Origin of the sequence: Mycobacterium sp. PO1, assembly GCF_017312405.1 — a bacterium.
Classification (GTDB): domain Bacteria; phylum Actinomycetota; class Actinomycetes; order Mycobacteriales; family Mycobacteriaceae; genus Mycobacterium.
Genome location: NZ_BLTG01000074.1, coordinates 99722 through 123343, shown reverse-complemented (window position 1 = coordinate 123343; position 23622 = coordinate 99722). Strand labels below are relative to the sequence as shown.

At 65.7% G+C, this 23622-nt stretch carries 26 protein-coding genes; 15 read left to right on the top strand and 11 right to left on the bottom strand.

What is annotated here, in order from left to right:
* Window positions 1-59: 59 nt before the first annotated feature.
* The 3 genes from J3476_RS22010 to J3476_RS22000 all read left to right on the top strand — a co-directional run bounded on the left by J3476_RS22010 (window position 60) and on the right by J3476_RS22000 (window position 2378).
* On the top strand, window positions 60-851 hold the full coding sequence (locus J3476_RS22010) for an NAD(P)-dependent oxidoreductase (protein ID WP_207068477.1): 792 nt from the start codon (window positions 60-62) through the stop codon (window positions 849-851).
* Between the two features lie 124 nt (window positions 852-975).
* Window positions 976-2178 carry a cytochrome P450 gene (locus J3476_RS22005; protein ID WP_207068470.1) on the top strand — a complete coding sequence of 401 codons (1203 nt, stop codon included), beginning with the start codon at window positions 976-978 and terminating at the stop codon, window positions 2176-2178.
* Window positions 2178-2378, top strand: coding sequence for a ferredoxin (locus J3476_RS22000; protein ID WP_207068469.1), 201 nt, complete (start codon window positions 2178-2180; stop codon window positions 2376-2378). Before J3476_RS22005 ends, J3476_RS22000 begins: the two co-directional genes overlap by 1 nt.
* Window positions 2379-2396: 18 nt before the next feature.
* Here the strand turns inward: J3476_RS22000 and J3476_RS21995 are convergent, their stop codons facing one another.
* The 3 genes from J3476_RS21995 to J3476_RS21985 are packed head-to-tail and all read right to left on the bottom strand — an operon-like array spanning window position 2397 to window position 4198.
* A complete protein-coding gene (locus J3476_RS21995; protein WP_207068468.1) occupies window positions 2397-2681 on the bottom strand; it encodes a DUF1330 domain-containing protein in 285 nt (94 codons plus the stop codon).
* Between the two features lie 17 nt (window positions 2682-2698).
* On the bottom strand, window positions 2699-2890 hold the full coding sequence (locus tag J3476_RS21990; RefSeq protein ID WP_207068467.1) for a ferredoxin: 192 nt from the start codon (window positions 2888-2890) through the stop codon (window positions 2699-2701).
* A gap of 24 nt (window positions 2891-2914) precedes the next feature.
* Window positions 2915-4198 carry a cytochrome P450 gene (locus tag J3476_RS21985; RefSeq protein ID WP_207068466.1) on the bottom strand — a complete coding sequence of 428 codons (1284 nt, stop codon included), beginning with the start codon at window positions 4196-4198 and terminating at the stop codon, window positions 2915-2917.
* A gap of 204 nt (window positions 4199-4402) precedes the next feature.
* Between J3476_RS21985 and J3476_RS21980 the strand changes: the two genes are divergently transcribed.
* From J3476_RS21980 to J3476_RS21960, 5 genes are read left to right on the top strand one after another with little or no spacing between them, the layout of a single operon-like run.
* Window positions 4403-5233 (top strand): emopamil-binding protein, encoded by an 831-nt coding sequence (locus J3476_RS21980; protein WP_207068465.1) that lies wholly within the window; start codon window positions 4403-4405, stop codon window positions 5231-5233.
* Between the two features lie 54 nt (window positions 5234-5287).
* On the top strand, window positions 5288-5953 hold the full coding sequence (locus J3476_RS21975; RefSeq protein WP_286183520.1) for a TetR/AcrR family transcriptional regulator: 666 nt from the start codon (window positions 5288-5290) through the stop codon (window positions 5951-5953).
* A 15-nt stretch (window positions 5954-5968) separates the two neighbouring features.
* Complete coding sequence (locus tag J3476_RS21970) at window positions 5969-7267, top strand: acyl-CoA dehydrogenase family protein (RefSeq protein WP_207068464.1); 1299 nt, start codon at window positions 5969-5971, stop codon at window positions 7265-7267.
* 35 nt (window positions 7268-7302) lie between these two features.
* Entirely contained in the window at window positions 7303-8295 is a 993-nt protein-coding gene (locus J3476_RS21965; RefSeq protein WP_286183526.1) for a phosphotransferase family protein, read from the top strand.
* A gap of 7 nt (window positions 8296-8302) precedes the next feature.
* Window positions 8303-9268 carry an NADPH:quinone oxidoreductase family protein gene (locus J3476_RS21960; protein WP_207068462.1) on the top strand — a complete coding sequence of 322 codons (966 nt, stop codon included), beginning with the start codon at window positions 8303-8305 and terminating at the stop codon, window positions 9266-9268.
* Here the strand turns inward: J3476_RS21960 and J3476_RS21955 are convergent, their stop codons facing one another.
* The 8 genes from J3476_RS21955 to J3476_RS21920 all read right to left on the bottom strand — a co-directional run bounded on the left by J3476_RS21955 (window position 9269) and on the right by J3476_RS21920 (window position 17549).
* Entirely contained in the window at window positions 9269-9769 is a 501-nt protein-coding gene (locus J3476_RS21955) for a hypothetical protein (protein ID WP_207068461.1), read from the bottom strand.
* Window positions 9766-10416 carry a TetR/AcrR family transcriptional regulator gene (locus J3476_RS21950; RefSeq protein WP_207068460.1) on the bottom strand — a complete coding sequence of 217 codons (651 nt, stop codon included), beginning with the start codon at window positions 10414-10416 and terminating at the stop codon, window positions 9766-9768. The genes J3476_RS21955 and J3476_RS21950 overlap by 4 nt, the downstream gene beginning before the upstream one ends.
* A gap of 196 nt (window positions 10417-10612) precedes the next feature.
* A complete protein-coding gene (locus tag J3476_RS21945; RefSeq protein WP_207068459.1) occupies window positions 10613-11761 on the bottom strand; it encodes an acyl-CoA dehydrogenase family protein in 1149 nt (382 codons plus the stop codon).
* A gap of 13 nt (window positions 11762-11774) precedes the next feature.
* Window positions 11775-12920 (bottom strand): thiolase family protein, encoded by a 1146-nt coding sequence (locus J3476_RS21940; RefSeq protein ID WP_207068458.1) that lies wholly within the window; start codon window positions 12918-12920, stop codon window positions 11775-11777.
* Between the two features lie 2 nt (window positions 12921-12922).
* Window positions 12923-13723 carry an enoyl-CoA hydratase/isomerase family protein gene (locus J3476_RS21935; RefSeq protein WP_207068457.1) on the bottom strand — a complete coding sequence of 267 codons (801 nt, stop codon included), beginning with the start codon at window positions 13721-13723 and terminating at the stop codon, window positions 12923-12925.
* The gene (locus J3476_RS21930; protein ID WP_207068456.1) at window positions 13720-14955 is read right to left on the bottom strand and encodes a CaiB/BaiF CoA-transferase family protein; all 1236 of its coding nucleotides are present in this window, start codon (window positions 14953-14955) and stop codon (window positions 13720-13722) included. The genes J3476_RS21935 and J3476_RS21930 overlap by 4 nt, the downstream gene beginning before the upstream one ends.
* Before the next feature lie 85 nt (window positions 14956-15040).
* A complete protein-coding gene (locus J3476_RS21925; protein WP_207068455.1) occupies window positions 15041-16219 on the bottom strand; it encodes an acyl-CoA dehydrogenase family protein in 1179 nt (392 codons plus the stop codon).
* Window positions 16220-16253: 34 nt separating this feature from the next.
* Complete coding sequence (locus J3476_RS21920) at window positions 16254-17549, bottom strand: amidohydrolase family protein (RefSeq protein WP_207068454.1); 1296 nt, start codon at window positions 17547-17549, stop codon at window positions 16254-16256.
* Between the two features lie 258 nt (window positions 17550-17807).
* Here J3476_RS21920 and J3476_RS21915 point away from each other — a divergent pair, with 258 nt between their 5' ends.
* Genes J3476_RS21915 through J3476_RS21885 form a run of 7 tightly spaced genes read left to right on the top strand, consistent with a single transcriptional unit; the run spans window position 17808 to window position 23614 of the window.
* Window positions 17808-18338, top strand: a complete 531-nt coding sequence (locus J3476_RS21915; RefSeq protein ID WP_207068475.1) for a carboxymuconolactone decarboxylase family protein — start codon at window positions 17808-17810, stop codon at window positions 18336-18338.
* A 6-nt stretch (window positions 18339-18344) separates the two neighbouring features.
* Entirely contained in the window at window positions 18345-19688 is a 1344-nt protein-coding gene (locus J3476_RS21910) for an aromatic ring-hydroxylating dioxygenase subunit alpha (RefSeq protein ID WP_207068453.1), read from the top strand.
* Window positions 19681-20010 carry a hypothetical protein gene (locus tag J3476_RS21905; protein ID WP_207068452.1) on the top strand — a complete coding sequence of 110 codons (330 nt, stop codon included), beginning with the start codon at window positions 19681-19683 and terminating at the stop codon, window positions 20008-20010. Before J3476_RS21910 ends, J3476_RS21905 begins: the two co-directional genes overlap by 8 nt.
* Window positions 20010-21260: an amidohydrolase family protein gene (locus tag J3476_RS21900; protein WP_286183515.1), complete on the top strand. Its 1251-nt coding sequence runs from the start codon at window positions 20010-20012 to the stop codon at window positions 21258-21260. The genes J3476_RS21905 and J3476_RS21900 overlap by 1 nt, the downstream gene beginning before the upstream one ends.
* Entirely contained in the window at window positions 21244-21690 is a 447-nt protein-coding gene (locus J3476_RS21895; protein WP_207068451.1) for a nuclear transport factor 2 family protein, read from the top strand. Before J3476_RS21900 ends, J3476_RS21895 begins: the two co-directional genes overlap by 17 nt.
* A complete protein-coding gene (locus J3476_RS21890; RefSeq protein WP_207068450.1) occupies window positions 21687-22808 on the top strand; it encodes an acyl-CoA dehydrogenase family protein in 1122 nt (373 codons plus the stop codon). Before J3476_RS21895 ends, J3476_RS21890 begins: the two co-directional genes overlap by 4 nt.
* A 2-nt stretch (window positions 22809-22810) precedes the next feature.
* Window positions 22811-23614 (top strand): acyl-CoA dehydrogenase family protein, encoded by an 804-nt coding sequence (locus J3476_RS21885; protein ID WP_207068449.1) that lies wholly within the window; start codon window positions 22811-22813, stop codon window positions 23612-23614.
* Window positions 23615-23622 lie beyond the last annotated feature (8 nt).

The window sequence follows — 23622 nt, the reverse complement described above, 5'->3', positions numbered from 1 at the left end:
CGCTTGCGCGAAGAGCAGAGCAACACGATGAGCGCTTGCGCGAAGAGCAGAGCAACACGATGACCCGTGTCGGATTCGTCGGCGCGGGCCGCATGGGCACCCCGATGGTGACCCGCCTGCTCGGCGCCGGCCACGAGGTCCGGGTGCTGGCGCGCACCGGCGAGAAGGCAGCTGCGCTGGCTGAACAGGGGGCCGAGCCGGTCACCGACCTGACTGCGGTGACCACCGGCGCCGACGTCGTCGTGGTGTGTGTGTTCAGCGACGACCAGGTCAGGGAGCTGTGTCTGGACGGTGAGCTGGTGGCACGCATGGCTCCAGACTCTGTCCTGATCCTGCACACCACGGGCAGCCCGAAGACCGCGCAGTCGATCGCGACGAGGCATCACCACGTGGCGGTCATCGACGCGCCGGTCAGCGGCGGGCCGCACGACATCGCCGCGGGGGCGGTGACGTTGTTCGTCGGCGGTGACGAGGAGGCGCTGGACCGGGCTCGCCCGGTACTGAGCAGCTACGGCCATCCCATCCTGCACACCGGTTCCACCGGGACAGGCCAGGCCGTCAAGCTCGTCAACAACACGCTGTTCGCGGCGCAGATCGGACTGGTCACCGAAGCAGTCCGGCTCGCCTCCCGGCTCGACGTCGGCGAGACGTCGCTGCTCAACGCGCTGACGCACGGCAGCGCCGAGAGCCGGGTGCTCTCGATGATCGCCAGGACAGGCTCGGCCGAGGCGTTCCTCGCCGCGGTCGGCGAGTTCATCGGCAAAGACATCGCGGTGGTGCGGGACACGGTGGGCGACCTCAACGATGACCTGGGCGAATTCGACAGAATCCTGAAGACGGTGACGCCATGATCGCGCGCCGCGCCGTTGCCCAATCAGCTGACTTTCGAGACCAAGTGTCACATACTGGAGCCATTACAGTGAAACAGCCTTCCGTAACGTTTCCGGCTCCGCATACCGCGCCGAGGAGGACCTGATGACAAAGCCCACATTGGTGTTCAACCCGGTCGCCCAGGAGTACTTCGACAATCCCTACGAGATTTATCGCAGAATGCGCGACGAGGCGCCGATCTACTACGACGAAGAGCAGGACTTCTACGCGCTGACCCGACATGCCGACGTCGCCGCGGCGTTCAAGGATCATGACGGGTTCTCGTCGGCGCGCGGCTGCGATCTCGGGATGGTCCGCTCAGGCGAGGTTCCGCAGAAGTCCATCATCTTCATGGATCCTCCCGATCACCGTCACATGCGCAGCCTGCTGAACAAGGCGTTCACCCCTCGGGCGATCCAGTCGCAGCGGGACACCGTCGTCGAGCTCGTCGAGCACTATTTGAGTGAGGCCGACCCGGACAATTTCGACGTCGTTCAGGATTTCTCCGGACCGTTCCCGGTTGAGGTCATCACCCGGATGGCCGGGGTCCCCGAAGAGTTTCGCCAGCAGGTCCGGCACTGGATCGACACCAGCTTGCATCGCAAGCCTGGCCAGATCGAGATGGACGACGAGAACATGCAGGCCAACATCGATTCTGGGATGTACTACTACGGCCTGGTCCAGGAGCGTCGCAAGAACCCCCAGGACGACATGATCAGCAGGCTGATCGCCGCGCAGATTCCCGACGAGAACGGGGAGATGCGCCGGCTCGACGACATCGAGATCACCGGCTTCACCACGCTGCTCGGCGGCGCCGGCGCCGAGACGGTCACGAAGCTGGTCGGCAGCGCGGTGGTCGAGTTCGCCCGTCACCCCGAGCAGTGGCAGAAGCTGCTCGACGATCGCAGCAAGATCCCCGCGGCCGTCGAAGAATTGCTGCGCTACGTGGGGCCGGTGCAGTACAACGTCCGTTACAGCCTCAAGGACGTGGAATTGCCCAGCGGCCGGATTCCGGCGAACAAGCCGGTGTTCCTGATGGGCGCCGCCGCCAATCGCGATCCTCGTGCTTTCGACGACGGCGAGACATTCGACATCGACCGGGACCGCACCCAGGCGCAGAATCTCGGACTGGGTTATGGCATCCACAGTTGTCTGGGCGCGGCACTGGCCCGCATGGAGACGGCCATCGCCCTGGATCATCTGCTCGACTTCATGCCCCGGTTCGACGTCGCATTCGACCGTCTCGAGCGGGTCAACATGCAGAATGTCGCCGGCTACCACCATGTTCCGGTGAAGGTGGTGAAGTGATGGCACAGAAGATCGACGTCGATTTCGGACTCTGTGAAAGCAATGGCGTGTGCATGGGCATCATCCCGGAGGTGTTCGACCTCGACGATGAGGACTATCTGCACGTCTTGCAGGACGAGGTGACGCCGGAGAACGAGCAGCAGGTCAAAGAAGCGGTGCGGCAGTGCCCGCGGCAGGCCATCTCTATCCGTGACGAATGACGGCAACCGACGACGCCATCAGAAGCCGGAGACAATCACCCCGTTGCAGTCCGCCGCGGCCTGACGTAGCTTCACCGCTTCCTGGTAGGCGTCCGAGTAATACCACTCCTTGGCCGCATCGACGGATTCGAACTCCAGCAACACGGTCTGTGTTGCGGGCCAGTCACCCTCGATGACCGTGGGGTTGTGTCCGATCGACAGAACCGTCGCGCCGGCCATGGTTTTCGACGCCAGCTTGCCGTACTCGGCCATCCCCTCTGGATCCTTGATTTCCTCGGTGATGATCACATAGCCCTTGGCCACGTTGATTCCCCTTCCAATCAGTCGATTTCACGGATCGCCCGCTCGGGGCAGTTCTGGACGGCTTCGTGCGCGGCGTCCTGCAGCGCGGGCGGGACGTCACCGGGATCCGCCACGGCCCAGCCGTCCTCGGTCATCGTGAACACCTCTGGACACAGCGTCAGACACATACCGTGTCCGGCGCAGCGGTCCTCGTCGACAGTGACTCTCACACTCACACTTTCACTCGCGCCGTCTCACGCAAGGTCGAACTCGAGGTGCAGCTCGGTGAGCCCGCGCAGAATGTAGGTCGGGATGTACTGGTAGTTCCGTTTTTCGGCGGGGCCGTGATGAGTCTCCGAGATCCGAATGTCGGCGGTGCGGTCCAGCAGTCGCTCCAACCCGACGCGCGTTTCGGCCCGAGCCAGCGGAGCCCCCGGGCAGCTGTGGATGCCCCGGCCGAAAGCCAGGTGCTGGCGGGCGTTCTTGCGCTCCGGATCGAAGTCGTCGGGGTCCTCGAAACGGCGCGGATCCCGGTTGGCCGCACCGTTGATGACCATCAGGGTGCAGCCCGCGCCCAGAGGTTGATCACCGACGGTGGTGGGCACGCGAGACAACCGGAAGTCTCCTTTGACCGGGCTCTCGATGCGCAGACATTCTTCGATGAAGTTCGGCAACAGGCTGCGGTCAGCGCGCAACTTCTGCTGGATGTCGCGCCGGTCGCCGAGGACCTTGAGCGCGGTGGACAGCAGCCGCACCGTGGTCTCCTGACCGGCGGAGAAGACGTTGGTGGCGACCCGCACGACGTCGCCGACCTCAGGCATCGAGCCGTCGGGGAAGCTGGCCGTGGCCAGTCCGGTGAGCACGTCGTCACGGGGCTCGGCGCGCCGGTCCTCGACGTAGGTGGCGAACACGTCGTAGAGGTACTCCAGCGGCGTCTTGGTCAGTGTTTTGTCCGCATTACCCAGCCCACTTCCGTGGGTGCCACGTGCCAGCCGCTCGAGGAGTTCCGGACGGTCCTCCTCGGGTACCCCGAGCAGGTCGGCGATGACCCGCAATGTGAACGGTCCGGCGAAACCCTTGATGAACTCGCCTTCCCCCGGAGCGAGGAAGTCGTCGAGGATGTCGTCGGCGAGCTGCCACATCGCGTCCTCGTTTTCCTTCAGACGCTTGGGCGTGATCAACCGCATGAGCAGCGCGCGATGATTGGTGTGGGTCGGCGGGTCGAGCGTCGGCAACTGGTCGCTGAACGGGATCTCGTCACGGTGCTGCTCGATCAGTGCGGTGACGTCTCCGTCCTCCATGCCCTCCAGGGACACCGGAAAACCGGGGAACGGCCCGGTCACCGAGATGCACGAGGAGAACGTCTCGGCGTCGTTGTAGACATCCACCGCCTCCTGCCAGCCGGTCACCATCGTGACGCCGTAGTGCTCCTCTTTGGTGACAGGACACTTCTCGCGCAAGGCCTCGTAGAACGTGTAGGGGTCATCGGTCAACCGGCTGTCCCGAAAGAAGTCGACCTTCGTGAGGTCCTCCGCCATGTCACTCCATCCGACGATCTCTTCGAGCGAGAATGCTATTCTCATCTTTGCGTATCAGGTTTCCATACCGGTCGGCCGACGTCAACGACGGCACTACTCAGGCCCCCTGGTGGTGCACACACGGGGCCCGCCGCAACTCCGGAAACCCGATAGCACCGCTGAGTGACAAGCAGTTGGTAACTGGCAGCGACGGAGGTTGCAGGGATGCCCGATCACAGGACGGCGCTCGACAACGAGCCAGAGTTCGCGCAGCCGTGGGCACCCCACCGACTACGGATCTACACCGGCGTTGCGCTCTTCACCGTCGCCGTGTTCGTCCTTATAACCATCGCCGTGAGCGTCGGAGTCCTCCCACCGAGCTTCACAGTGGATGTCGTCGCGAACCTCATGTTCGGAATCCCGGTGATACTTCTTCCTTTCGTGCTGTTGTGGGATGCGCCCGGGGAGAATCGAACCCGAATCGACAAGGCTGCCGAGCTGACATTGTTCTATCTGCCGTACACCGCGTGCAGCCAGATCGGCTACGAACTCGTATTTCTGATCGGTCACCCGCTTGGCTTATGGACCCCGACCGACGATCCCGGCTGGAAATGGCTGTGGTGGCAGTACGCACTGGCTGACACCCGTTACGTCAGCGGAAACCCCTGGATCTTCGCCTTGGAGATCGTCGGCGTCTGCACCGGCGCGACCGTGTTCGCCATGTGGACCCGGCTCATCCGGCCGACGCTGCCTACCGAATCGCGCATTCGTTGCCTCTGGGTGGCATTCGCAGGCTGCGCGGTGCTGATGAGCAGCACTGCCGTGTACTTTCTCGCGGAGGTCGGCGCAGGGTTCGCGAACATCGGGCAGGGCGCCTACGGATTGGGGTTCAAGTTCATCGCGGAGAACATCCCCTTCATCGTGCTGCCTCCGTTGGTGTTGTACGCCATTCACCTTCAGATCGACTACCTGACCCGGCGAGCCGGGGTCGACCAGGCTCACGTCGTGGAGAAGGCAGACCCGGATGAGCAACGACTCCCTACAGCGCGGAATTAGTTGGACTCAGGTCAACTATTGTTCGCCCCTGTTCGGTGCTGTAATTTCCGGAACGTGGCTGCAGCCCGAACGAACCCCGATGCTGACCGTGGTCAGCGTCGCGCGTCTTTTCAGCGGGCGAAGTCGCGCGAGACCAAGCGCGCGCTGGTGCAGGCCGCGATGGCGCTGTGGCGCACCCAGGGGTATGCGCTGACCACCGTCGCCGACATCTGCACCGCCGCGGGGGTCTCCAAAGCGCTGTTCTACTTCTATTTCCCCCGCAAGGAGGATGTGCTCTTCGAAGTGGGCGTGCTGTCCACCCGATCGGCCCATCGCACGATCCACGACCTGCTCGACAAGCCCTACGAGGTCGAACCGGTGCTCCACGCAGCCCTCACCGCCTTCGAGCGGTCCATGGCGCGCAATCCCCGCGATCTGATCATCGAGACCATCCTCGAGGGCTACCGCCACGAGCACCGCATCCTCGCCGAGGGAAGGGCCTCGGACGCCGAGACCGACATGTTCACCGAACTCTTCACCCGCGCGCACGCCGACGGGAAGCTCGCCGGCACGGCGTCCGGGGACGACATCGCCCACCTGGCCTATCTGTCTCAGACGCTGGTGAGCGAAGGCGCCCGGCACTGGGCCGCAGGCGCTTTCGGCGACCGGTCGTTCGCCGCGGTCGTCACCGGCGACATCATGGCCGTGATCAACGGCTTCGCGCACCGAACCATCCATTGACGGCAAGGAGGCCGCATGTGGGATTTCGAGACCGACCCCGAGTACCAGAAGGTGCTCGACTGGGCCGACGAGTTCGTGCGGGACGAGATCGAACCGCTCGACCTCGCATTCCCCCACCAGCAGTTCATGCCGCTGGAGGGCAAGCGGCGCGAGGTGATCGACCCGTTGAAGCAGGAGGTGCGCCGACGCGGGCTGTGGGCCACCCACCTGGGCGCGGAGCTGGGCGGCCAGGGCTACGGACAGCTCAAACTCGCTCTGCTCAACGAGATCCTGGGCCGGTCCCAGTGGGCGCCGATCATCTTCGGCTGTCAGGCGCCCGACACCGGCAACGCGGAGATCATCGCCCATTACGGCACCGCCGAACAGAAGCAGCGCTACCTGGAGCCCCTGCTGAACGGTGAACTCTTCTCCTGCTATTCGATGACCGAACCGCACGCCGGCGCCGACCCCACGATGTTCACCACGTCGGCGGTCCGCGACGGCGACGACTGGGTCATCAACGGCTGGAAGTTCTTCTCCTCCAACGCCGCGACGTCGTCCTTCCTGATCGTGATGGTGGTGACGAACCCGAACGTCAGTGCCTATCAGGGGATGTCGATGTTCCTGGTGCCCACCGACACTCCCGGGGTGAAGATCGAACGCAACATCGGTCTCTACGGGGAACAGGCCGGGCAGGGCAGCCACGCGCTGATCCACTACGACAACGTCCGGGTTCCCGGCGAGGCCCTGCTCGGCGGTGAGGGGCAGGCGTTCGTCATCGCCCAGACCCGGCTGGGCGGTGGCCGGATACACCACGCGATGCGCACCATCGGACTTTCCCGCAAGGCTCTGGACATGATGTGCGAGCGCGCACTGAGCCGCCAGACTCAGGGCAGTCGCCTGTCGGACAAGCAGTTCGTCCAGGGTTACATCGCCGACTCCTACGCCCAGTTGGTGCAATTCCGGCTCATGGTGCTCTACACGGCCTGGGAGATCGACAAATACAACGACTACAAGAAGGTCCGCAAGGACATCGCCGCGGTGAAGGTCGTCATGCCCACCGTGCTGCACGACATCGCCTGGCGCGCCATGCAGGTCCATGGCGCGCTCGGCGTCACCAACGAGGTTCCGTTCCTCGGGATGGTCACCGGCGCCGCGGTGATGGGATTGGCCGACGGCCCGACCGAGGTTCACAAGGCCACGGTGGCCAAACAGGTGCTGCGCGATTACACCCCCGCCGACGGCACCTGGCCGAGCGAATGGATTCCGGCCAAACGGGAAGCAGCCCACGCCAAATTCGCCGACTACCTCGAGCACGAGGTGGGCAATCTGTGACCGAGCCGCTCGACACCCACCGGCTGGCGGCATGGATGGACGGCGCGGGCCTGCCGGGCAAGGGCGAGCCGCTGAACACCCGATTTCTGTCCGGCGGTACCCAGAACGTCATCCACGAGATCATCCGCGGCGACGCCCGCTGTGTGCTGCGGATGCCTCCGCCCGGCGCGCCCCCGGACCGTGACAAAGGCATCCTGCGGGAGTGGCGCATCATCGAGGCGCTCGACGGCACCGATGTCCCGCACACCGAGGCGGTCGCGGTCTGCGCCGACGCCGAGATCCTCGGGCGCCCCTTCTACCTGATGGGCTTCATCGACGGCTGGTCGCCGATGGACACCCACGGCCGTTGGCCCGAACCGTTCGACAGCGACCTCACCGCTCGGCAGGGACTGAGTTACCAGTTGGCCGAAGGTATTGCGCTGCTGTCCAACGTGGACTGGCAGGCCCGGGGGTTGACTGATCTGGGCCGGCCCGACGGGTTTCACGAGCGTCAGGTGGATCGGTGGATCGGCTTCCTGGACCGAATCAAGCGCCGGGAACTGCCGGGACTCGAGACCGCGACGGCGTGGCTGCGCGCCCACAAACCCCTCGACTTCGTCCCGGGCCTGATGCACGGCGACTACCAGTTCGCCAATGTCATGTACCGCCACGGTGCGCCGGCCCGGCTGGCCGCGGTCGTCGACTGGGAGATGGGCACGGTGGGTGACCCGAAGCTCGATCTGGCGTGGATGGTGCAGTCCTGGCCGGCGGATACGGCGCATCCAGGATCTTCCGAGATGGGCTATGTCGACATGCGCGGCATGCCCTCGCGCGACGACGTGGTCGCGCACTATGCCGACGTGTCGGGACGTCAGGTCGACGACCTGGACTACTACCTGGTGCTCGCCAAGTGGAAGTTGGCCATCGTCCTCGAGCAGGGTTTCCAGCGTGCCGGGAACGACGAGAAACTGCTGGCATTCGGGCCGGTCGTCACCGAACTGATGGCCTCGGCCGCCGACCTCGCCGAGTCCACGGACTACCGGGGATAGCACGGCAATGCGTGCCGCCATCTGCCGGGAACACGGACCGCCGGAGGTGGTCCGTGTGGAGAACCACATTGTGCCGCCGGCGGGACCGGGGCAGATTGGCGTGCGCGTGTCGACCGCTGCGGTCAACCATCCCGATGTCCTTCTGGTAGCCGACCGCTACCAGGTCAGCGTGGACACGCCGTTCGTGCCGGGCAGTGAGTTCGCCGGCGTCGTGGACGAGGTCGGTTCCTCCGGCACCGGGTTCGCCGTCGGGGACCGGGTGACGGGAACCGCGATGCATGGCGCGTTCGCGCAACGCCTCGTCGTGGATGCCTCGAGCTTGTCCCCCACCCCCGAAGGCGTCGACGACGTCACCGCGGCGGCCGCGGGCGTCGCACACCGCACCGCCTATCACAGCCTGCGCTCGGTGGGACGGGTGAAGTCCGGAGACGAACTCGTCGTACTCGGAGCGGGCGGGGGTGTGGGGCTGGCCGCGGTGCAACTCGGGGTCGCGCTCGGGGCGAGGGTGACGGCGGTGGCGTCCTCGGCGGAGAAACTCGATGCCGCAGCCTGTTACGGCGCCACGCGGCTGCTCGATCACACGGCAGTCGACCTGCGCGCCGCCCTCCGCGAAACCGTGCCGGAGGGAGCCGATGTGGTCCTCGACCCGGTCGGCGGCGCCCTCAGCGAGCCGGCTCTTCGGTCGCTGCGCCGCCGTGGCCGGTTCGTCACCGTCGGTTTCGCGTCGGGCGCGATCCCCCGTATCCCGTTGAACCTGATTCTGCTCAAAGGTGTTCAGCTGGTGGGGTTCCAGTTCCAGGATGTGCCCGCCGACGAATTCGACCGCAACGAGGGCGAGTTGCGGGAGCTCCTCACCTCAGAACGGGTGAAACCTCATGTCGGGGCGGTATTTGCGCTGGACGACATTGCCGCGGCGCTGCGGCACGTGCGCGATGGCCGCGCGATCGGCAAGGTTCTGATCGATCTGCGGTGATCAGCTTGCCGGAACGAGATCCGCGGCGACCGAGGCCATCATGCCGCAGCAGAACGTCTCCACCGGCGCGACACCCTGCTCGGCGACCCCGCACGCACCCAGCGCCTGTGCCTTGAAGGCACGGGCAGCGGCGCTGAGCCGATGCACCACCGAGTCGACGCTGCTGTCCAACTCCGCCGGCAGCGCCTGCCCCCAGAGCGTGACCTCCGTGGCACCTTGATCCAACGCCCCGACCACGCCGCGGCGCACCCTTTCGTCGCGGCTGAACAGATCCGCGGACACGGCAACGGTCTGCGGGTGCGGGCGATCAGCCCACTCCTCCAGGACAGATTCGAGATCTGCCGTCGCGGCCCCCAGGATCTCCAGCGGACGGACGTTGTCACCGCTGCCCACCAGAACCGTCACGTCCCAGCCGGCCATGACCCGGTCGTAGATCCACCCTCCGGCGGAGTGAACCGCATCGAGCACCGTCGGCGCGACGACGTCGAGCCGGTATCTCATGTCGGCATGGGCTGCGGCCTTGTCGGGGCCAGGTCCCGACGCAGCGAGTCCGCGTACCCCTCGAATACCTCGGTCAGCGGGATTGAAGGATCGAGCAGCCATAGGGTCTCCATTCCGTTGATGAAGGCGAGAATCTCCACAGCCTTGGTGGCCGCGTCGAAGTCGTTGCGATAGTCACCGTTGCGCTGACCGCGTTCGATGATCGCCGTGATGATGTCGGCGGCGTCGCGGTAGCGCTTGTGCAGACGGTCGTGCAGAGGAGCGTCAGGAGCGATGTTCTCCGCCAGGAGAACCATGAAGGTGCCGACCAGTTCGGGTGCGCGCTGGAACCGTTCCGGCACCCGGCTCAGCTCGATGATCAGGTCGCCGCTGCGGTAATCAGCGTGCGCGTCGTCATCGGCGTCGCGCGCATCGAGCACCGCGTTGAGCAACTGCTCCTTCGACTCGAAATGGTGCAGCAGTCCGGCCGGGGTGACGCCGGCCTCCTTGGCGATCTGCGCGAGCGAGGTGTTCCGCCATCCATTGCGGGCCAGGAGCCGCTCGGCCACGCCGAGGATGCGCTGCCGACGATCCTCACCTTTGGCGAGAAGGGCCGCATAGGGCCGCCTCGGCGTCTCCAGGGCGGTGGCGGGCTCGGGGGCTGACACATGACTCCTTCGGCACAATCCAACCTAGTGAACACACAGTAGGTAGGTTCGAGCGTTGTGACAAGGGTCTCAATTAACAAATTTATTGACACGTGTAACGCTGCAGGTCAGCGCTGTCAGACCGGTCGGGAGTCGAGCCCGCGGCGGCGTATTCGGCTGGCGTGGTGCGCCATTCGCATTACATGCTCAGCCGACGTCACAGACCCAGAGACTTGGCGATGATCACCTTCATCACCTCGCTGGTGCCTGCATAGATCCGGGCGACGCGCGCGTCGGTGTACAGCCTGGCGATCGGATACTCCATCATGTAGCCGTAGCCGCCGAACAGCTGCAGGCACCGATCGACGACCCGCTGTTGCATCTCGGTGCAGAACAGCTTCACCCGGGCGGCGTCCGCCCCGGAGAGCTCCCCCTCCACGTGCAGCGCCACCGCACGGTCGAGCATCGCCTGGGCGGCCTCCACCTCCGTCGAGCAGGCCGCCAGCTCGAACTTGGTGTTCTGGAACGATGCCACCGGCGTGCCGAACGCCGTGCGGTTGCGGGTGTAGTCGATGGCCGCGGTGATCGCCGAGCGCGCCTGGGCCACGGATCCGACGGCCACCGTCAACCGCTCCTGGGCGAGGTTGTGCCCCAGGTAGCCGAACGCCTCGTCGACCTCACCCAGGACGTTGGCCGCCGGCACCCGGACATCGACGAACGACAGTTCGGCGGTGTCCTGCACCTTGCAGCCCATCTTCTCCAGTTCGCGTCCGCGGGTGAAGCCCGCCATATCGTCCTCGACGACCAGCAACGTCAGCCCCTTGCGACGGTTGTCCGGATCGGTCGACGTACGGGCCACGACCACCACCAGGTCGGCCTGCATACCGCCGGTGATGAACGTCTTGGCGCCGTTGACGACGAAGTCGTCTCCGTCGCGCACGGCGGTGGTGCGCATGCCCGCCAGATCGGAGCCGGTACCGGGCTCGGTCATCGCGATCGCGGTGAGCAATGTGCCCGCCGCCAATCCCGGGAACCATCGTTCGCGCTGTTCGGCGTTGGCGTAGTGCAGGAAGTACGGCAGGATCACCTCCAGCTGGGTGCGCACGGTCGACAACGTCACCAGCGCCCGGGCGGCTTCCTCCTGCAGCACCACGTTGTAGCGGTAGTCGGGTTCGCCACCGCCGCCGTACTGCTCGGGGATCGCCATGCCGAGCATGCCGAGCGAACCCATGTGCTCGAACACCTCGCGCGGCATCCGGCCGCCCTTCTCCCACAGCGGGTAGTCGGGCACGACCTCCTTCTCGACGAAGTCGCGCGCCAACTCACGGAACGCCTCGTGGTCCTCGGTGAACAGATCTCTACGCACGTGCTTCTCCCGGTCAGGCGATCAGCTCGACCAGAGTGGCGTTCGCGGTGCCGCCGCCCTCACACATGGTCTGCAGCCCGTAACGAATGTCGTTGTCCCGCATGTGGTTGACCATGCGCGTCATCAGCACGGCACCGGATGCACCGAGCGGGTGGCCCAGCGCGATCGCCCCACCGAGCGGGTTGAGCCGCGCTTCGTCGGCGCCGGTCTCGGCCAGCCACGCCAGCGGCACCGGGGCGAAGGCTTCGTTGACCTCGTACACCCCGACCTCGTCCAGGCTCACACCCGACTTGTGCAGAACCTTCTCGGTGGCCGGGATCGGACCGGTCAGCATCAGCACGGGATCCGCACCGGTGACCGCCCCGGCGCGGTAGCGTGCGATCGGAGTCAACCCCAGCGACAGCGCGTTGTCTTCGGCCATGATCAGCAGCGCAGCCGCACCGTCGGAGATCTGCGACGAGTTGCCGGCGTGGATCACACCGTCGTCCTTGAACGCCGGTTTGAGACCGGCCAGCTTGTCGGCGGTCGTGCCGCGACGGATGCCTTCGTCGGCGGACACCGGGCCGGCGTCGGTCAACACGGGGTGGATCTGGGCGTCGAACGCGCCGGCGTCCTGGGCGGCGGCGGCGAGTTCGTGCGAGCGGGCCGAAAAGTCGTCGAGCCGGGTGCGAGACAACCCCCACTTCTGCGCGATCAGTTCGGCCGAGATGCCCTGGTTGAACGAGAAATCTCCGTAACGGGCAAGCACTCTCGGTCCGTAGGGCATACCGGTGGCACGCGCCGCGCCGAGCGGCACCCGGCTCATCACCTCGACTCCCCCGGCAACCACCACGTCCTGTTGTCCCGACATCACCGAAGTCACCGCGAAATCCAGTGCCTGCTGACTGGACCCGCATGCGCGGTTGACGGTGGTACCCGGAACGCTCTCGGGCCATCCCGCTGCCAGCACCGAGAAACGACCGATGTTGCTGGACTGGTCGCCGACCTGGGACACACAGCCCCAGACCACATCGTCGATGATGCTCGGGTCGACGCCCGCCCGCTCCACCAACGCGTTGAGCACCACCGCCGACAGGTCGGCGGCGTGCATGTCCGCCAGGCCGCCGTTGCGCTTGCCGATGGGGGTGCGGACCGCCTCGACGATCACCGTGTCACGCATGTCTACTCCTTCGTGTTCAGGTGTGGCGACCACTGTCCGGTGAACACCGGGTCGCGCTTGTCGGCGAACGCGGCGTACGCCTCCGTCGAGTCCTCGGTCGCGAAATTACCGGGTTGCGCGCGTGCCTCGTTGGCCAGCGCCTGCGGCAGCGTCGTACACGCACCGTCGTTGAGCAGAGCCTTGCTCTGCGCCAGCGCGAAAGACGGTCCCTGCGCCAGCCGCCGCGCCAGGTCGGCGACGAAGGCGTCGATCTCCTCGGCGTTCTTGACCCAGGTGACCAGCCCCATCGAATGCGCCTCTGCGGCGTCGATCATGTCCGCCAGCAGCACCAGCCGCTTGGCCTGTTGCAGACCGACCAACTTGGGTAGCAGCCACGACCCACCGAGGTCCATCGACAGCCCGCGTCTGGCGAAAATCTGACAAAAGCGCGACTCGGGGGTGGCCACCACCAGGTCGCAGCCCAATGCCAGGTTCCAGCCCGCGCCGACGGCCACACCGGTGACCTTTGCGATGGTGGGGACCGCAAGTTCGTGCAGCGCCAGGGCGACCTCGCTGAGCCGGCGCATCTTGTGCCGCGGATGGATGGTCTCGCCCGCTCCGACGTCGGCGCCCGAGCAGAATGCGCCTCCGGCACCGGTGATCACCAGGGCCCCGAGATCGTCACGCGCCGCGGCGCGCAGTGCATCGGCGAGTTCCTCCCACAGTCGGGCGTCGATCGCGTTTCGACGGTGCGGTCGGTTGAGCGTGAGGGTTCGCACCCCGTCGTCGTCGCGGCACAGCAGCGTGGGCTCCGACGCGGTCATCGGGGCGTCCCGATCACACCGCGTTCCCGCAGCGACTCGAGCTCGGCAGGCGCGACTCCGAATTCGGTGAGCACGGCGTCGGTGTGCTGCCCGAGCGCCGGAACCGGACCCATCGGAGGTTCGAAGCCGTCGATCACGGGAGGCGGCAGCAGCGCCTGGATCGGGCCGCGGGAAGTCTGGACCTCGCGCCACCGGTCGCGGGCGGTGAGCTGGGGATGAGCCACCACCTCACTGGGCACGTTGTATCGCGAGTTCCCGATCCCCGCGGCATCAGCGGTGCGCTGGATCTCGGCGAGGTCGTGCCGGCCGCACCAGGCGCCGATGGCTTCGTCGAGTTCGGCTCGGTGGACGACCCGCCCGGAGTTGGCGCGAAAGCGCGGATCGTCGGCCAAATCGTTGCGCTGCAATATTTCTCGGGCCAGCCGCTGCCACTCGTTGTCGTTGGTGGTGCCGAGAACCACGATCTGGTCATCTGCGGTGGCATACGAGCCGTACGGGGCGACCGCGGGAGAACTCATTCCCAGAGGTTGCTGGTCGACGCCGGAGTGTTGGGTGTAGGTCAGCTGATAGCCCATCACGTCCATCATCGTGTCGAACAGGCTGACCGCGACGCCGCCGCCACCGGGGCGGCGGCCGGTGTCCCGGGCATACAGCAGCGCCAGGATGGACAGGGCGGAGTACAAACCGGAGGACACATCGGCCACCGGCGGGCCGGGTTTGGCGGGCGCGCCGGCCTGCCCGGTCACCGCGCAGGTGCCCGACTCGGCCTGGATCAGCAGGTCATACGCACGTTTGTGCGACAGTGGCCCGCCCGGCCCGTAGCCGTCGATCTCGACGGCGATCACCCCGGGATGCCGTTCGGCCAAGTCGGCCGCGGTGATGCCCAGGCGTCCGGTCGATCCCGGCGCGAGGTTGGACACCAGCACGTCCGCACCATCGAGCAGCCGGTGCAACAACTCAAGACCCTCGGCGGACTTCAGGTCGATCGCGACCGACTCCTTGTTGCGGTTGCACCACACGAAGTGCGCGGCGAGCCCGCCGGGGCCCAGCACGACGTCGTCGTAGTGGCGGGCGAAGTCACCGCCCTTGGGGTTCTCGACCTTGATCACCCGTGCCCCGAAATCCGACAGCACGCGAGTGCACATCGGAGCCGACACGGCTTGTTCCAGCGTCACCACGGTGATTCCGGACAACGGTCCGGTAGGCCGCTCATCTCTTTCCGAGACTGTCATGAATGACTACATAACCATTCCGCCGTCGACCGGCCGCATTTGCCCGGTGGGGTAGCACGCCGCGGCGGACGCCACGTCACCCACTTCAGTAGCTTCGGGGCAGGCCGAGCACGTGCTCGCCCAGGAAATTCAGCACCATCTCCTGACTCACCGGCGCGATCTTCATCAACCGTGATTCCCGGAAGTAGCGCGACACGTGGTACTCCTCGGAGTAGCCCATGCCGCCGTGCAACTGCAACGCACGGTCGGCCGCCCCGAAACCTGCTTCGGCGCAAAGATATTTGGCGGTGTTGGCCTCGCGTCCGCACGGTTTTCCGTTGTCGTAGAGCCAGGTCGCCTTGCGCAGCACGAGTTCGGCGGCATCCAGGCGGGCCAGCGAGTCGGCCAGGGGGAACTGCAATCCCTGGTTCATCCCGATGGGGCGGTTGAACACGTGCCGCTCGTTGCCGTACTTGACGGCCTTCTCCAGCGCCACCCGGCCGATGCCCAGCGCCTCGGCGGCGATGAGCATGCGTTCCGGGTTCAGCCCGTCCAGGATGTACTTGAACCCCTGGCCTTCCTCGCCGACCCGGTCCTCGACGGGCACCATCAGGTCGTCGATGAAGACCTCGTTGGAGCTCACCGCGTTGCGGCCCATCTTGTTGATCGGGCGGACGTCGACGTGATCGCGGTCGATGTCGGTCAGGAACAGCGTCATGCCGTCGGTCTTCTTGGTGACCTGGTCATACGGTGTGGTCCGGGTGAGCAGCAGGATCTTCTCGGATTCGACCGCTTTGGAGATCCAGACCTTGCGGCCGTTGACCCGGTAGTGATCCCCTTCCCGCTTGGCCGAGGTGGTGATGCGGCTGGTGTCCAGCCCGGCGCCGGGTTCGGTGACGCCGAAGCACACGTGCAGGTCGCCGTCGACGATGCGGGGCAGCGTGCGGGCCTTGAGTTCGTCGGATCCGTGCTTGACGACGGGCTGCATGCCGAAGATCGAGAGGTGGATCGCGCTCGCGGCGTTCATCGCCCCACCTGAACGGGCGACCTCCTCGAGCAGCAGGGTGGCCTCGGTGATGCCCAGCCCATGGCCACCGTACTGCTCGGGGATGGTCATGCCGAGCCACCCGCCGCCGGCGATGGCGTCGTAGAACTCCTGCGGGAACTCGTGGTCCTGATCCTTCTGCATCCAGTAGTGGTCGTCGAACTTGCCCGCCAACTCGGCCACGGATTTGCGGATCAACTGCTGATCCTCGGTCAACTCGAAACTCATGCCTTCCGGCATCGTCGTCTCCTCTTTTCGCTCTGCGCTCAGCGCGTCAATCCTTGTTGCCGGTCAGTTCTTTGGCGCTGGCCGCGAAGTCAGCGAAAGAGGCGCCGGTCTTCTCCCGATGAGACAACGCCTGGATCGACACGTCGTGCCCTTCGGCCGCTTTGCGCAGCGCGCCCACGGTGGCTTGCTCGCGGGCGATGTGGCTGAACGGGTCCCAGTGATACCAGCGCATGGCGTTCTCGAAGGTCATCCTGTTGATCTCGTCGTCAGGCACGTTGTTGGTGGTGAACACCTCGTCGAGTTGCTCGGGCGCGCCCGGCCACATCGAGTCGCTGTGCGGGTAGTCGGCTTCCCAGCAGATGTTGTCGATGCCGATGGAATGGCGGGTGGACACGCCAACCGGATCGGCGATGAAACAGGTCAGGAAGTGATCCCGGAACACCTCGCTGGGCAGCTTGCCCCCGAAGTCCTGCCCGGTCCAGGTCGAGTGCATCTCATACGTACGGTCCACACGCTCAAGGAAGTACGGGATCCACCCGGTGCCGCCTTCGGACAATGCGATCTTCAGGTCGGGATAGGCCTTGATGGGCTTGGACCACAACAGGTCGGCGGCGGCCTGGACGATGTTCATCGGCTGCAGCGTGATCATGACGTCCATCGGCGCGTCCGGAGCGGTGATCGCCAACCGGCCCGAGGACCCGATGTGCACGTTGAGCACGGTGTCGGTGTCAACCAACGCGTCCCACATCGGCTTCCAGTAGTCGAAGTCGTGGAAGCTGGGATAGCCCATGGCCGAGGGATTCTCCGAGAAGGTCAGCGAATGCACACCCCGTTCGGCGTTGCGCCGGATCTCGGCGGCACACGCGACCGGGTCCCAGATCACCGGCAGCGTCATCGGGATGAACCGCGCCGGATACGCCCCGCACCACTCCTCGACGTGCCAGTCGTTGTAGGCCTGCACCAGCGCCAGGCTGAACTCCGGATCCTCGGTGGCGAACAGCCGACCGGCGAAACCCGGGAACGACGGAAAGCACATCGAGCCGAGGATGCCGCCGGCATTCATGTCCTTGACCCGCTCGTCGACCTGCCAACAGCCGGGGCGGATCTCGTCGAGCCCCTGCGGCTCCAGGCCGTACTCCTCCTTGGGCCGGCCCGCGACGGCGTTGAGCGCCACGTTGGGGATCACCACGTCGCGGAACTGCCACGTGTCGGAACCGTCCTCGTTGTGCACCAACCGCGGCGCCTCATCCAGGTACTTCTTCGGCAGGTGGTTCTTGAACATGTCCGGCGGTTCGACGATGTGATCGTCGACGCTGATCAGAATCATGTCGTCCCTGTGCATGGCGAAGCTCCTCCCGTCTGCGCGACCCGGGCGCAGACTAACGACCGCGCTGTTCTCCTACTGAGGAAACTATCTTCTCCACAGGCGAGAATCAACGTCCGAAGACGGTTCTGGAGCTATCTGGCTGGCACGTCGCGCCTCCGACGGAGACGTCGCCGGCGCCGTTCCCACCCGGCACCGTTGACGTTCCGACCGAAAAATGAAAACCTGTTGGTCGAATATGAGAATCTGATTCTCGTGAGCGAGAGGAGTACGGCGGTGCGAGTGGCTCCATTGCCTGCGGATCAGTGGGACGACACCGTTGACCAGGCACTGTCCGGCCTGATGCCCGCTGATCGCCGCAACCCCGAGTCGACCGGGAATCTGGTCGCGACGCTGATGCGTCACCCGAAGCTGGCGCGCGGCTTCCTGCGGTTCAACTTCCACCTGCTTTACGGCTCGACGCTGCCCGAGCGGCTGCGCGAGCTGGCCGTCCTGCGCGTCGCGCACGTGACGAAGTGCGAGTACGAGTGGCGCCACCATGTCGCCATGGCCCGCAACGCCGGACTCACCGACGAGGTGATCGCCGGAATCGAGCGCGGTGAGGCACCGAACGAGCTCGACGCCGCGATCATCGCGGCCGTCGACGAACTGCAGCGAGACACGAACGTCTCCGACACGACCTGGACGACGCTGTCCGCCCATCTCGACGAACGCCAGCTGATGGATCTGGTCTTCACAATCGGCTGCTATGGCTCGCTGGCCATGGCGATCAACACCTTCGGCGTAGAGCCCGATCAGGAGAGGTAGACACCCGTGGCATTTTTCAAGAAGCCGGATGTCGGCAGCTGGACCGAGAATTGGCCCGAGCTCGGCACGGGCCCGGTCAACTACGAGGACTCCATCGACCCGGAACAGTGGAAGCTGGAGCAGCAGGCCATTTTCCGCAAGACCTGGCTTCAGATGGGCCGGGTCGAGCTGATCCCCAAGAAGGGCCGCTACATCACCCGCGAGCTGCCCTCGGTCGGCCCGGGCACGTCGATCATCATCGTCAACGACGGTGAGCAGATCCGCGCGTTCTACAACCTGTGCCGCCACCGTGGCAACAAGCTGGTCTGGAACGACTACCCCGGCGAAGAGGTGTCCGGGAGCTGCCGCCAGTTCGTGTGCAAGTACCACGCCTGGCGCTACGACCTGCAGGGCAACCTGACGTTCATCCAGCAGGAGCAGGAGTTCTTCGACGTCGACAAGGCCGAGTACCCGCTCAAGCCGGTGCGGTGCGAGGTGTGGGAGGGGTTCATCTTCGTCAACTTCGATGACGACGCGGTCTCGCTGGAGGAGTATCTGGGCGAGTTCGGCCAGGGCCTGAAAGGCTATCCCTTCCACGAGATGACCGAGCACTACAGCTATCGCGCCGAGGTCAAATCGAACTGGAAGCTGTTCATCGACGCGTTCGTCGAGTTCTACCACGCGCCGATCCTGCACATGAAGCAGGCCGAGAAGGCGGAAGCCGAGAAGCTGGCCAAATTCGGCTTCGAGGCACTGCATTACGACATCAAGGGTGACCACTCGATGATCTCGTCGTGGGGCGGGATGAGCCCGCCGAAGGATCTGAACATGGTCAAGCCCATCGAGCGGATCCTGCACAGCGGCCTGTTCGGGCCGTGGGACCGGCCCGCGATCAAGGGAATCCTGCCCGACGAGCTGCCGCCGGCGATCAACCCGGGCCGCCACAAGACCTGGGGCCAGGACTCGTTCGAGTTCTTCCCGAACTTCACGCTGCTGTTCTGGGTGCCGGGCTGGTATCTGACCTACAACTACTGGCCCACCGGGGTGGACACCCACATCTTCGAGGCCAACCTGTATTTCGTGCCGCCGAAGAATCTGCGTGAACGCCTCTCCCAGGAACTCGCCGCGGTGACATTCAAGGAGTACGCGTTCCAGGACGCCAATACGTTGGAGGCCACCCAGACCCAGATCGGCACGCGCGCCGTTCTCGACTTCCCGCTGTGCGACCAGGAGGTCCTGCTCCGCCACCTGCACCACACCGCCCACAAGTACGTGGACGCGTACAAGGCGGGCCTCAACGGTAACGGTTCGTCGGCCGACCACGCCGCTGCCGGCCACAAAGCCACGACGAAGGACGAAGTAAATGCCTAAGTTGCCAGAGGAATTCGCCGATCTCGAGCGGTTCAGCGACTGGTGCCTGCCCACCGAGGAAGAGCGCTATCAGAAGCGGCTCAATTCGTCGATGGACGAGATGCAGGAGCTTTACGATGCCGGCATGGCCCGCCTCGAGGACATCATGGTCTACGTCGACGCGCGCTTTCCCCTCAAGGGCATGCCCGACGATGCCAAGGCGCTCGTCCATCTGGGACAGTCGATCGTGATGGTGAGCTTTCCGGTGGAGGTGTGGAAGCAGCCGCGGGTGCTCGACAGCGGCGCGGCATACATCCAGCTCGTCAAGGAGCCGGTGGTCTAGTGCGCTTGACCCTCAAGGCCGCGGGTCTGCTCGACGTCGACGCCGGCGAGATCATCCGGCCCGGTGTCATCACCGTCGACGACGGCCGCATCGTGGGTATCGGCGGCACGGCTCAGGCTGGCCCTGTCGGCTCCGCCGACGAAGGGGATGTTCTCGATCTGGGTGACGCGATTCTGCTGCCCGGGCTGATGGACATGGAGGTCAACCTGCTGATGGGCGGCCGGGGAGAGAACCCCGGCCTGTCCCAGGTCCAGGACGATCCGGCCACCAGGGTGCTGCGAGCGGTCGGCAACGCACGACGCACCCTGCGTGCGGGTTTCACCACGGTGCGAAATCTCGGCTTGTTCGTCAAGACCGGTGGCTACCTGCTCGACGTCGCGCTGAGCAGGGCGATCGACGCGGGCTGGATCGACGGACCGCGGGTGATTCCGGCCGGGCATGCGATCACGCCGACAGGCGGGCATCTCGACCCGACGATGTTCGCGGCGTTCATGCCCGGAGTGCTCGAGTTGACCGTCGAAGAGGGCATCGCCAACGGCGTCGACGAGATCCGCAAAGCGGTGCGTTACCAGATCAAGCATGGCGCGCAGCTGATCAAGGTGTGTTGCTCGGGCGGGGTGATGTCGCTGACCGGTGAGGCGGGCGCCCAGCACTATTCGGACGAAGAGCTGCGGGTGATCGTCGACGAGGCGCACCGCCGCGGACTCAAGGTGGCGGCGCACACCCACGGCGCCGAAGCGGTCAAACATGCGGTGGCCTGCGGCATCGACTGCATCGAACACGGATTCCTGATGGACGACGAAGCGATCCAGATGCTGGTCGACCATGACCGCTTCCTGGTGACGACCAGGCGCCTGGCGCAGGCGATGGATGTCTCCAAGGCGCCGAAAGTACTGCAGGACAAGGCCGCCGAGATGTTTCCGAAAGCCGAGACGTCGATCAAAGCCGCGTATGAAGCCGGGGTCAAGATCGCTGTCGGCACCGACGCGCCGGCCATCCCGCACGGCAGGAATGCCGACGAACTCCTCACCCTCGTCGAGTGGGGCATGCCGCCCGCGGCGGTGTTGCGCGCAGCGACAATCGTGGCCGCCGACCTGATCGACAAGCCCGAGCTCGGCCGCCTCGCCGAAGGATGCCTGGCCGACATCATCGCGGTTCCCGGTGACCCGCTGTCGGACATTACCGTTACACAGAATGTCATTTTTGTAATGAAGGGCGGTAAGGTCTTCAAGAATGACTGTGCCAACTGACCCCTCACGCACCGCGGACCTGGTCGAGATCCAACAGCTCCTCGCCAAATACGCGGTCACGATCACCCAGGGTGACACCGATGGGCTGATGTCGGTGTTCACACCGGACGGGACCTACAGCGCCTTCGGCTCGACCTACACGCTCGCGCGCTTCCCGGAACTGGTCGAGGCCGCGCCCAAAGGGTTGTTCATGACCGGCACGTCACTGGTCGAACTCGACCCCGCGGACCCGGACAGCGCGACCGGCACCCAGCCGCTGTGTTTCATCGAGCACTCCCAACATGACATGCGCATCGGCTATTACAACGACACCTACGTCCGCACCGATGCCGGCTGGCGGTTGAAGACCCGCGCGATGACGTTCATCCGCCGCAGCGGCGATCACGACTCGGGTCGTCCGCACGCCATCGGAAGGCCCGAAGCAGGATGACGGACCTGTTCGAGCCCGCCGCATTCCGGGCCGCACTGCAGGCCTGGCTCGGTGACAATGACCTCACTCCCCCCGACGACCACAGCCTCGAGGGCCACCTCCGGCAGTTCGCCCGGGTGCAACGCGCGCTCTACGACGGCGGATGGAGCCGCTACGGCTGGCCCGAGCATGCGGGAGGGCTCGGCGGGCCTGCGGTGTTGCGCGCCATCGTGGGCGAGGAGGTCGTCGGCCGCCGACTGGCCGAGCCGGGACCGTATTCGATGCTCGAGGTGTTGGCACCGACGATGATCGACTACGCCTCACCGGAGCTGGCCGCCGAGATGGTGCCGCGCCTGCTGAGCGGCGACGAACAGTGGTGCCAGGGCTTTTCCGAGCCGGGTTCGGGTAGCGACCTGGCCTCGTTGACCACCCGAGCCGTCGAGAAGGACGGCAGGTGGGTCATCAACGGGCAGAAGGTCTGGACGAGCTTCGCCCAGTACTCGCACCGGTGCGTCCTGCTCACCCGCACCGGCGACGCGGGCACACCCGATCACCAGGCGATCACGGCGTTCTTCGTCGACCTCGACACCGCGGGCATCACGGTGCGCCCGTTACGCACCATGCACGGCGTCGACGAATTCTGCGAGGTCTACTTCGACGACGTCGTCGTCGACGCGAACAGGATGCTGGGCAATCCGGGAGACGGCTGGCAGCTCGCCATGGATCTGTTGCCCTACGAACGCTCGACATGCTTCTGGCAGCGCATCGCCTACCTGTACTCGCGATTCGACGAGCTGATCGAGGATGTCAAGGGTCAGGGTCAGAGTGTGGACTCCGAGCTCGGCGAGGTCTACCTGGCGCTGCACACCCTGCGGTGCCGCTCACTGGTCACCCAGCAGCGACTGGCCGACGGCATGAAGCTGGGGCCCGACACCTCGGTCGACAAGGTCTTGCTGGCCGGTGCCGAGCAACTGCTCTACGACACTGTGCGCGACCTACGACCGGGCACGATCGAGCTCGACGACGACGAATGGCGCACCGAGTTCCTGTATTCGCGCGCCGCCACCATCTACGGCGGTACCGCCGAAGTGCAGCGCAACATCATCGCGCGCCGGTTGCTCGACCTCGGGAAGGAATGACGATGACCGACCGCGACGCCGAGACTCTCGAACTCGACCTGCTCGAAGACGCGTTGCGCAAGACGATGCTGAGCCATTCGGGCGCCGAACTGGATGCCGCACTGGCCGAGCTGGGCTGGGCCGAGATGCTGGCCGACGTACCCGACCAGGCGATACCGCTGGTTTTCCGACTCCTCGGCGAAACAGGTTCGCACGCATCGATTCTCAATGATGTCATCCTGGAGACCATCGGCGGTGTACCCGGCGGTACTCCGCCGATGCCTTATGCCGGCGGGGACTGGGTGGTGTGGAGCCGTTCACCGGTCGAGGACCCGACCCTGGGTGGGCTGCCGATCCATCGTGTGCCCGACGGGCAGACGATGCGGTTGGGCGAAGCGCGCCGGGCGGCCGGTTGGTGGCTGGTCGGGTCCGCACGGGCCATGCTCACCCTGGCGCGTCAGCACGCGCTGGACCGGACGCAGTTCGGCAAGCCGATCGCCGGCTTCCAGGCCGTCCGCCACCGGCTGGCCGAGACATTGGTCGCCGTCGAAGGCGCCGAGGCGACACTGCGTCTACCCGGGATCGAGAGCCCCGACCTCACCGCGATGCTGGCCAAGGCCGCCGCCGGCAAGGCGGCGCTGACGGCCGCCAAACACTGCCAGCAGGTGCTCGGCGGTACCGGCTTCACCGAAGAACACGCGCTGCAGCATCATGTCAAACGCGCGCTGGTCCTCGACGGGTTGCTGGGCAGCTCACGGGAATTGGCTCGCAGAGCCGGTGCCGGCCTGCGGGCGCGCGGTTCGGCGCCCCGCCTGGCCGTCCTCTGACGCCTTCC

Coding starts and splice junctions, on each gene's coding strand:
- J3476_RS21935 (WP_207068457.1), bottom strand. CDS start 13,723: ATGACCGCGTCGGAGCCCACGCTGCTGTGCCGCGACGACGACGGGGTG.
- J3476_RS22000 (WP_207068469.1), top strand. CDS start 2,178: ATGGCACAGAAGATCGACGTCGATTTCGGACTCTGTGAAAGCAATGGC.
- J3476_RS21965 (WP_286183526.1), top strand. CDS start 7,303: ATGGACGGCGCGGGCCTGCCGGGCAAGGGCGAGCCGCTGAACACCCGA.
- J3476_RS21985 (WP_207068466.1), bottom strand. CDS start 4,198: ATGGCGGAGGACCTCACGAAGGTCGACTTCTTTCGGGACAGCCGGTTG.
- J3476_RS21890 (WP_207068450.1), top strand. CDS start 21,687: ATGACGGACCTGTTCGAGCCCGCCGCATTCCGGGCCGCACTGCAGGCC.
- J3476_RS21940 (WP_207068458.1), bottom strand. CDS start 12,920: ATGCGTGACACGGTGATCGTCGAGGCGGTCCGCACCCCCATCGGCAAG.
- J3476_RS21980 (WP_207068465.1), top strand. CDS start 4,403: ATGCCCGATCACAGGACGGCGCTCGACAACGAGCCAGAGTTCGCGCAG.
- J3476_RS21895 (WP_207068451.1), top strand. CDS start 21,244: ATGACTGTGCCAACTGACCCCTCACGCACCGCGGACCTGGTCGAGATC.
- J3476_RS21955 (WP_207068461.1), bottom strand. CDS start 9,769: ATGAGATACCGGCTCGACGTCGTCGCGCCGACGGTGCTCGATGCGGTT.
- J3476_RS22010 (WP_207068477.1), top strand. CDS start 60: ATGACCCGTGTCGGATTCGTCGGCGCGGGCCGCATGGGCACCCCGATG.
- J3476_RS21905 (WP_207068452.1), top strand. CDS start 19,681: ATGCCTAAGTTGCCAGAGGAATTCGCCGATCTCGAGCGGTTCAGCGAC.
- J3476_RS21930 (WP_207068456.1), bottom strand. CDS start 14,955: ATGACAGTCTCGGAAAGAGATGAGCGGCCTACCGGACCGTTGTCCGGA.
- J3476_RS21960 (WP_207068462.1), top strand. CDS start 8,303: ATGCGTGCCGCCATCTGCCGGGAACACGGACCGCCGGAGGTGGTCCGT.
- J3476_RS21925 (WP_207068455.1), bottom strand. CDS start 16,219: ATGCCGGAAGGCATGAGTTTCGAGTTGACCGAGGATCAGCAGTTGATC.
- J3476_RS21920 (WP_207068454.1), bottom strand. CDS start 17,549: ATGCACAGGGACGACATGATTCTGATCAGCGTCGACGATCACATCGTC.
- J3476_RS21885 (WP_207068449.1), top strand. CDS start 22,811: ATGACCGACCGCGACGCCGAGACTCTCGAACTCGACCTGCTCGAAGAC.
- J3476_RS22005 (WP_207068470.1), top strand. CDS start 976: ATGACAAAGCCCACATTGGTGTTCAACCCGGTCGCCCAGGAGTACTTC.
- J3476_RS21970 (WP_207068464.1), top strand. CDS start 5,969: ATGTGGGATTTCGAGACCGACCCCGAGTACCAGAAGGTGCTCGACTGG.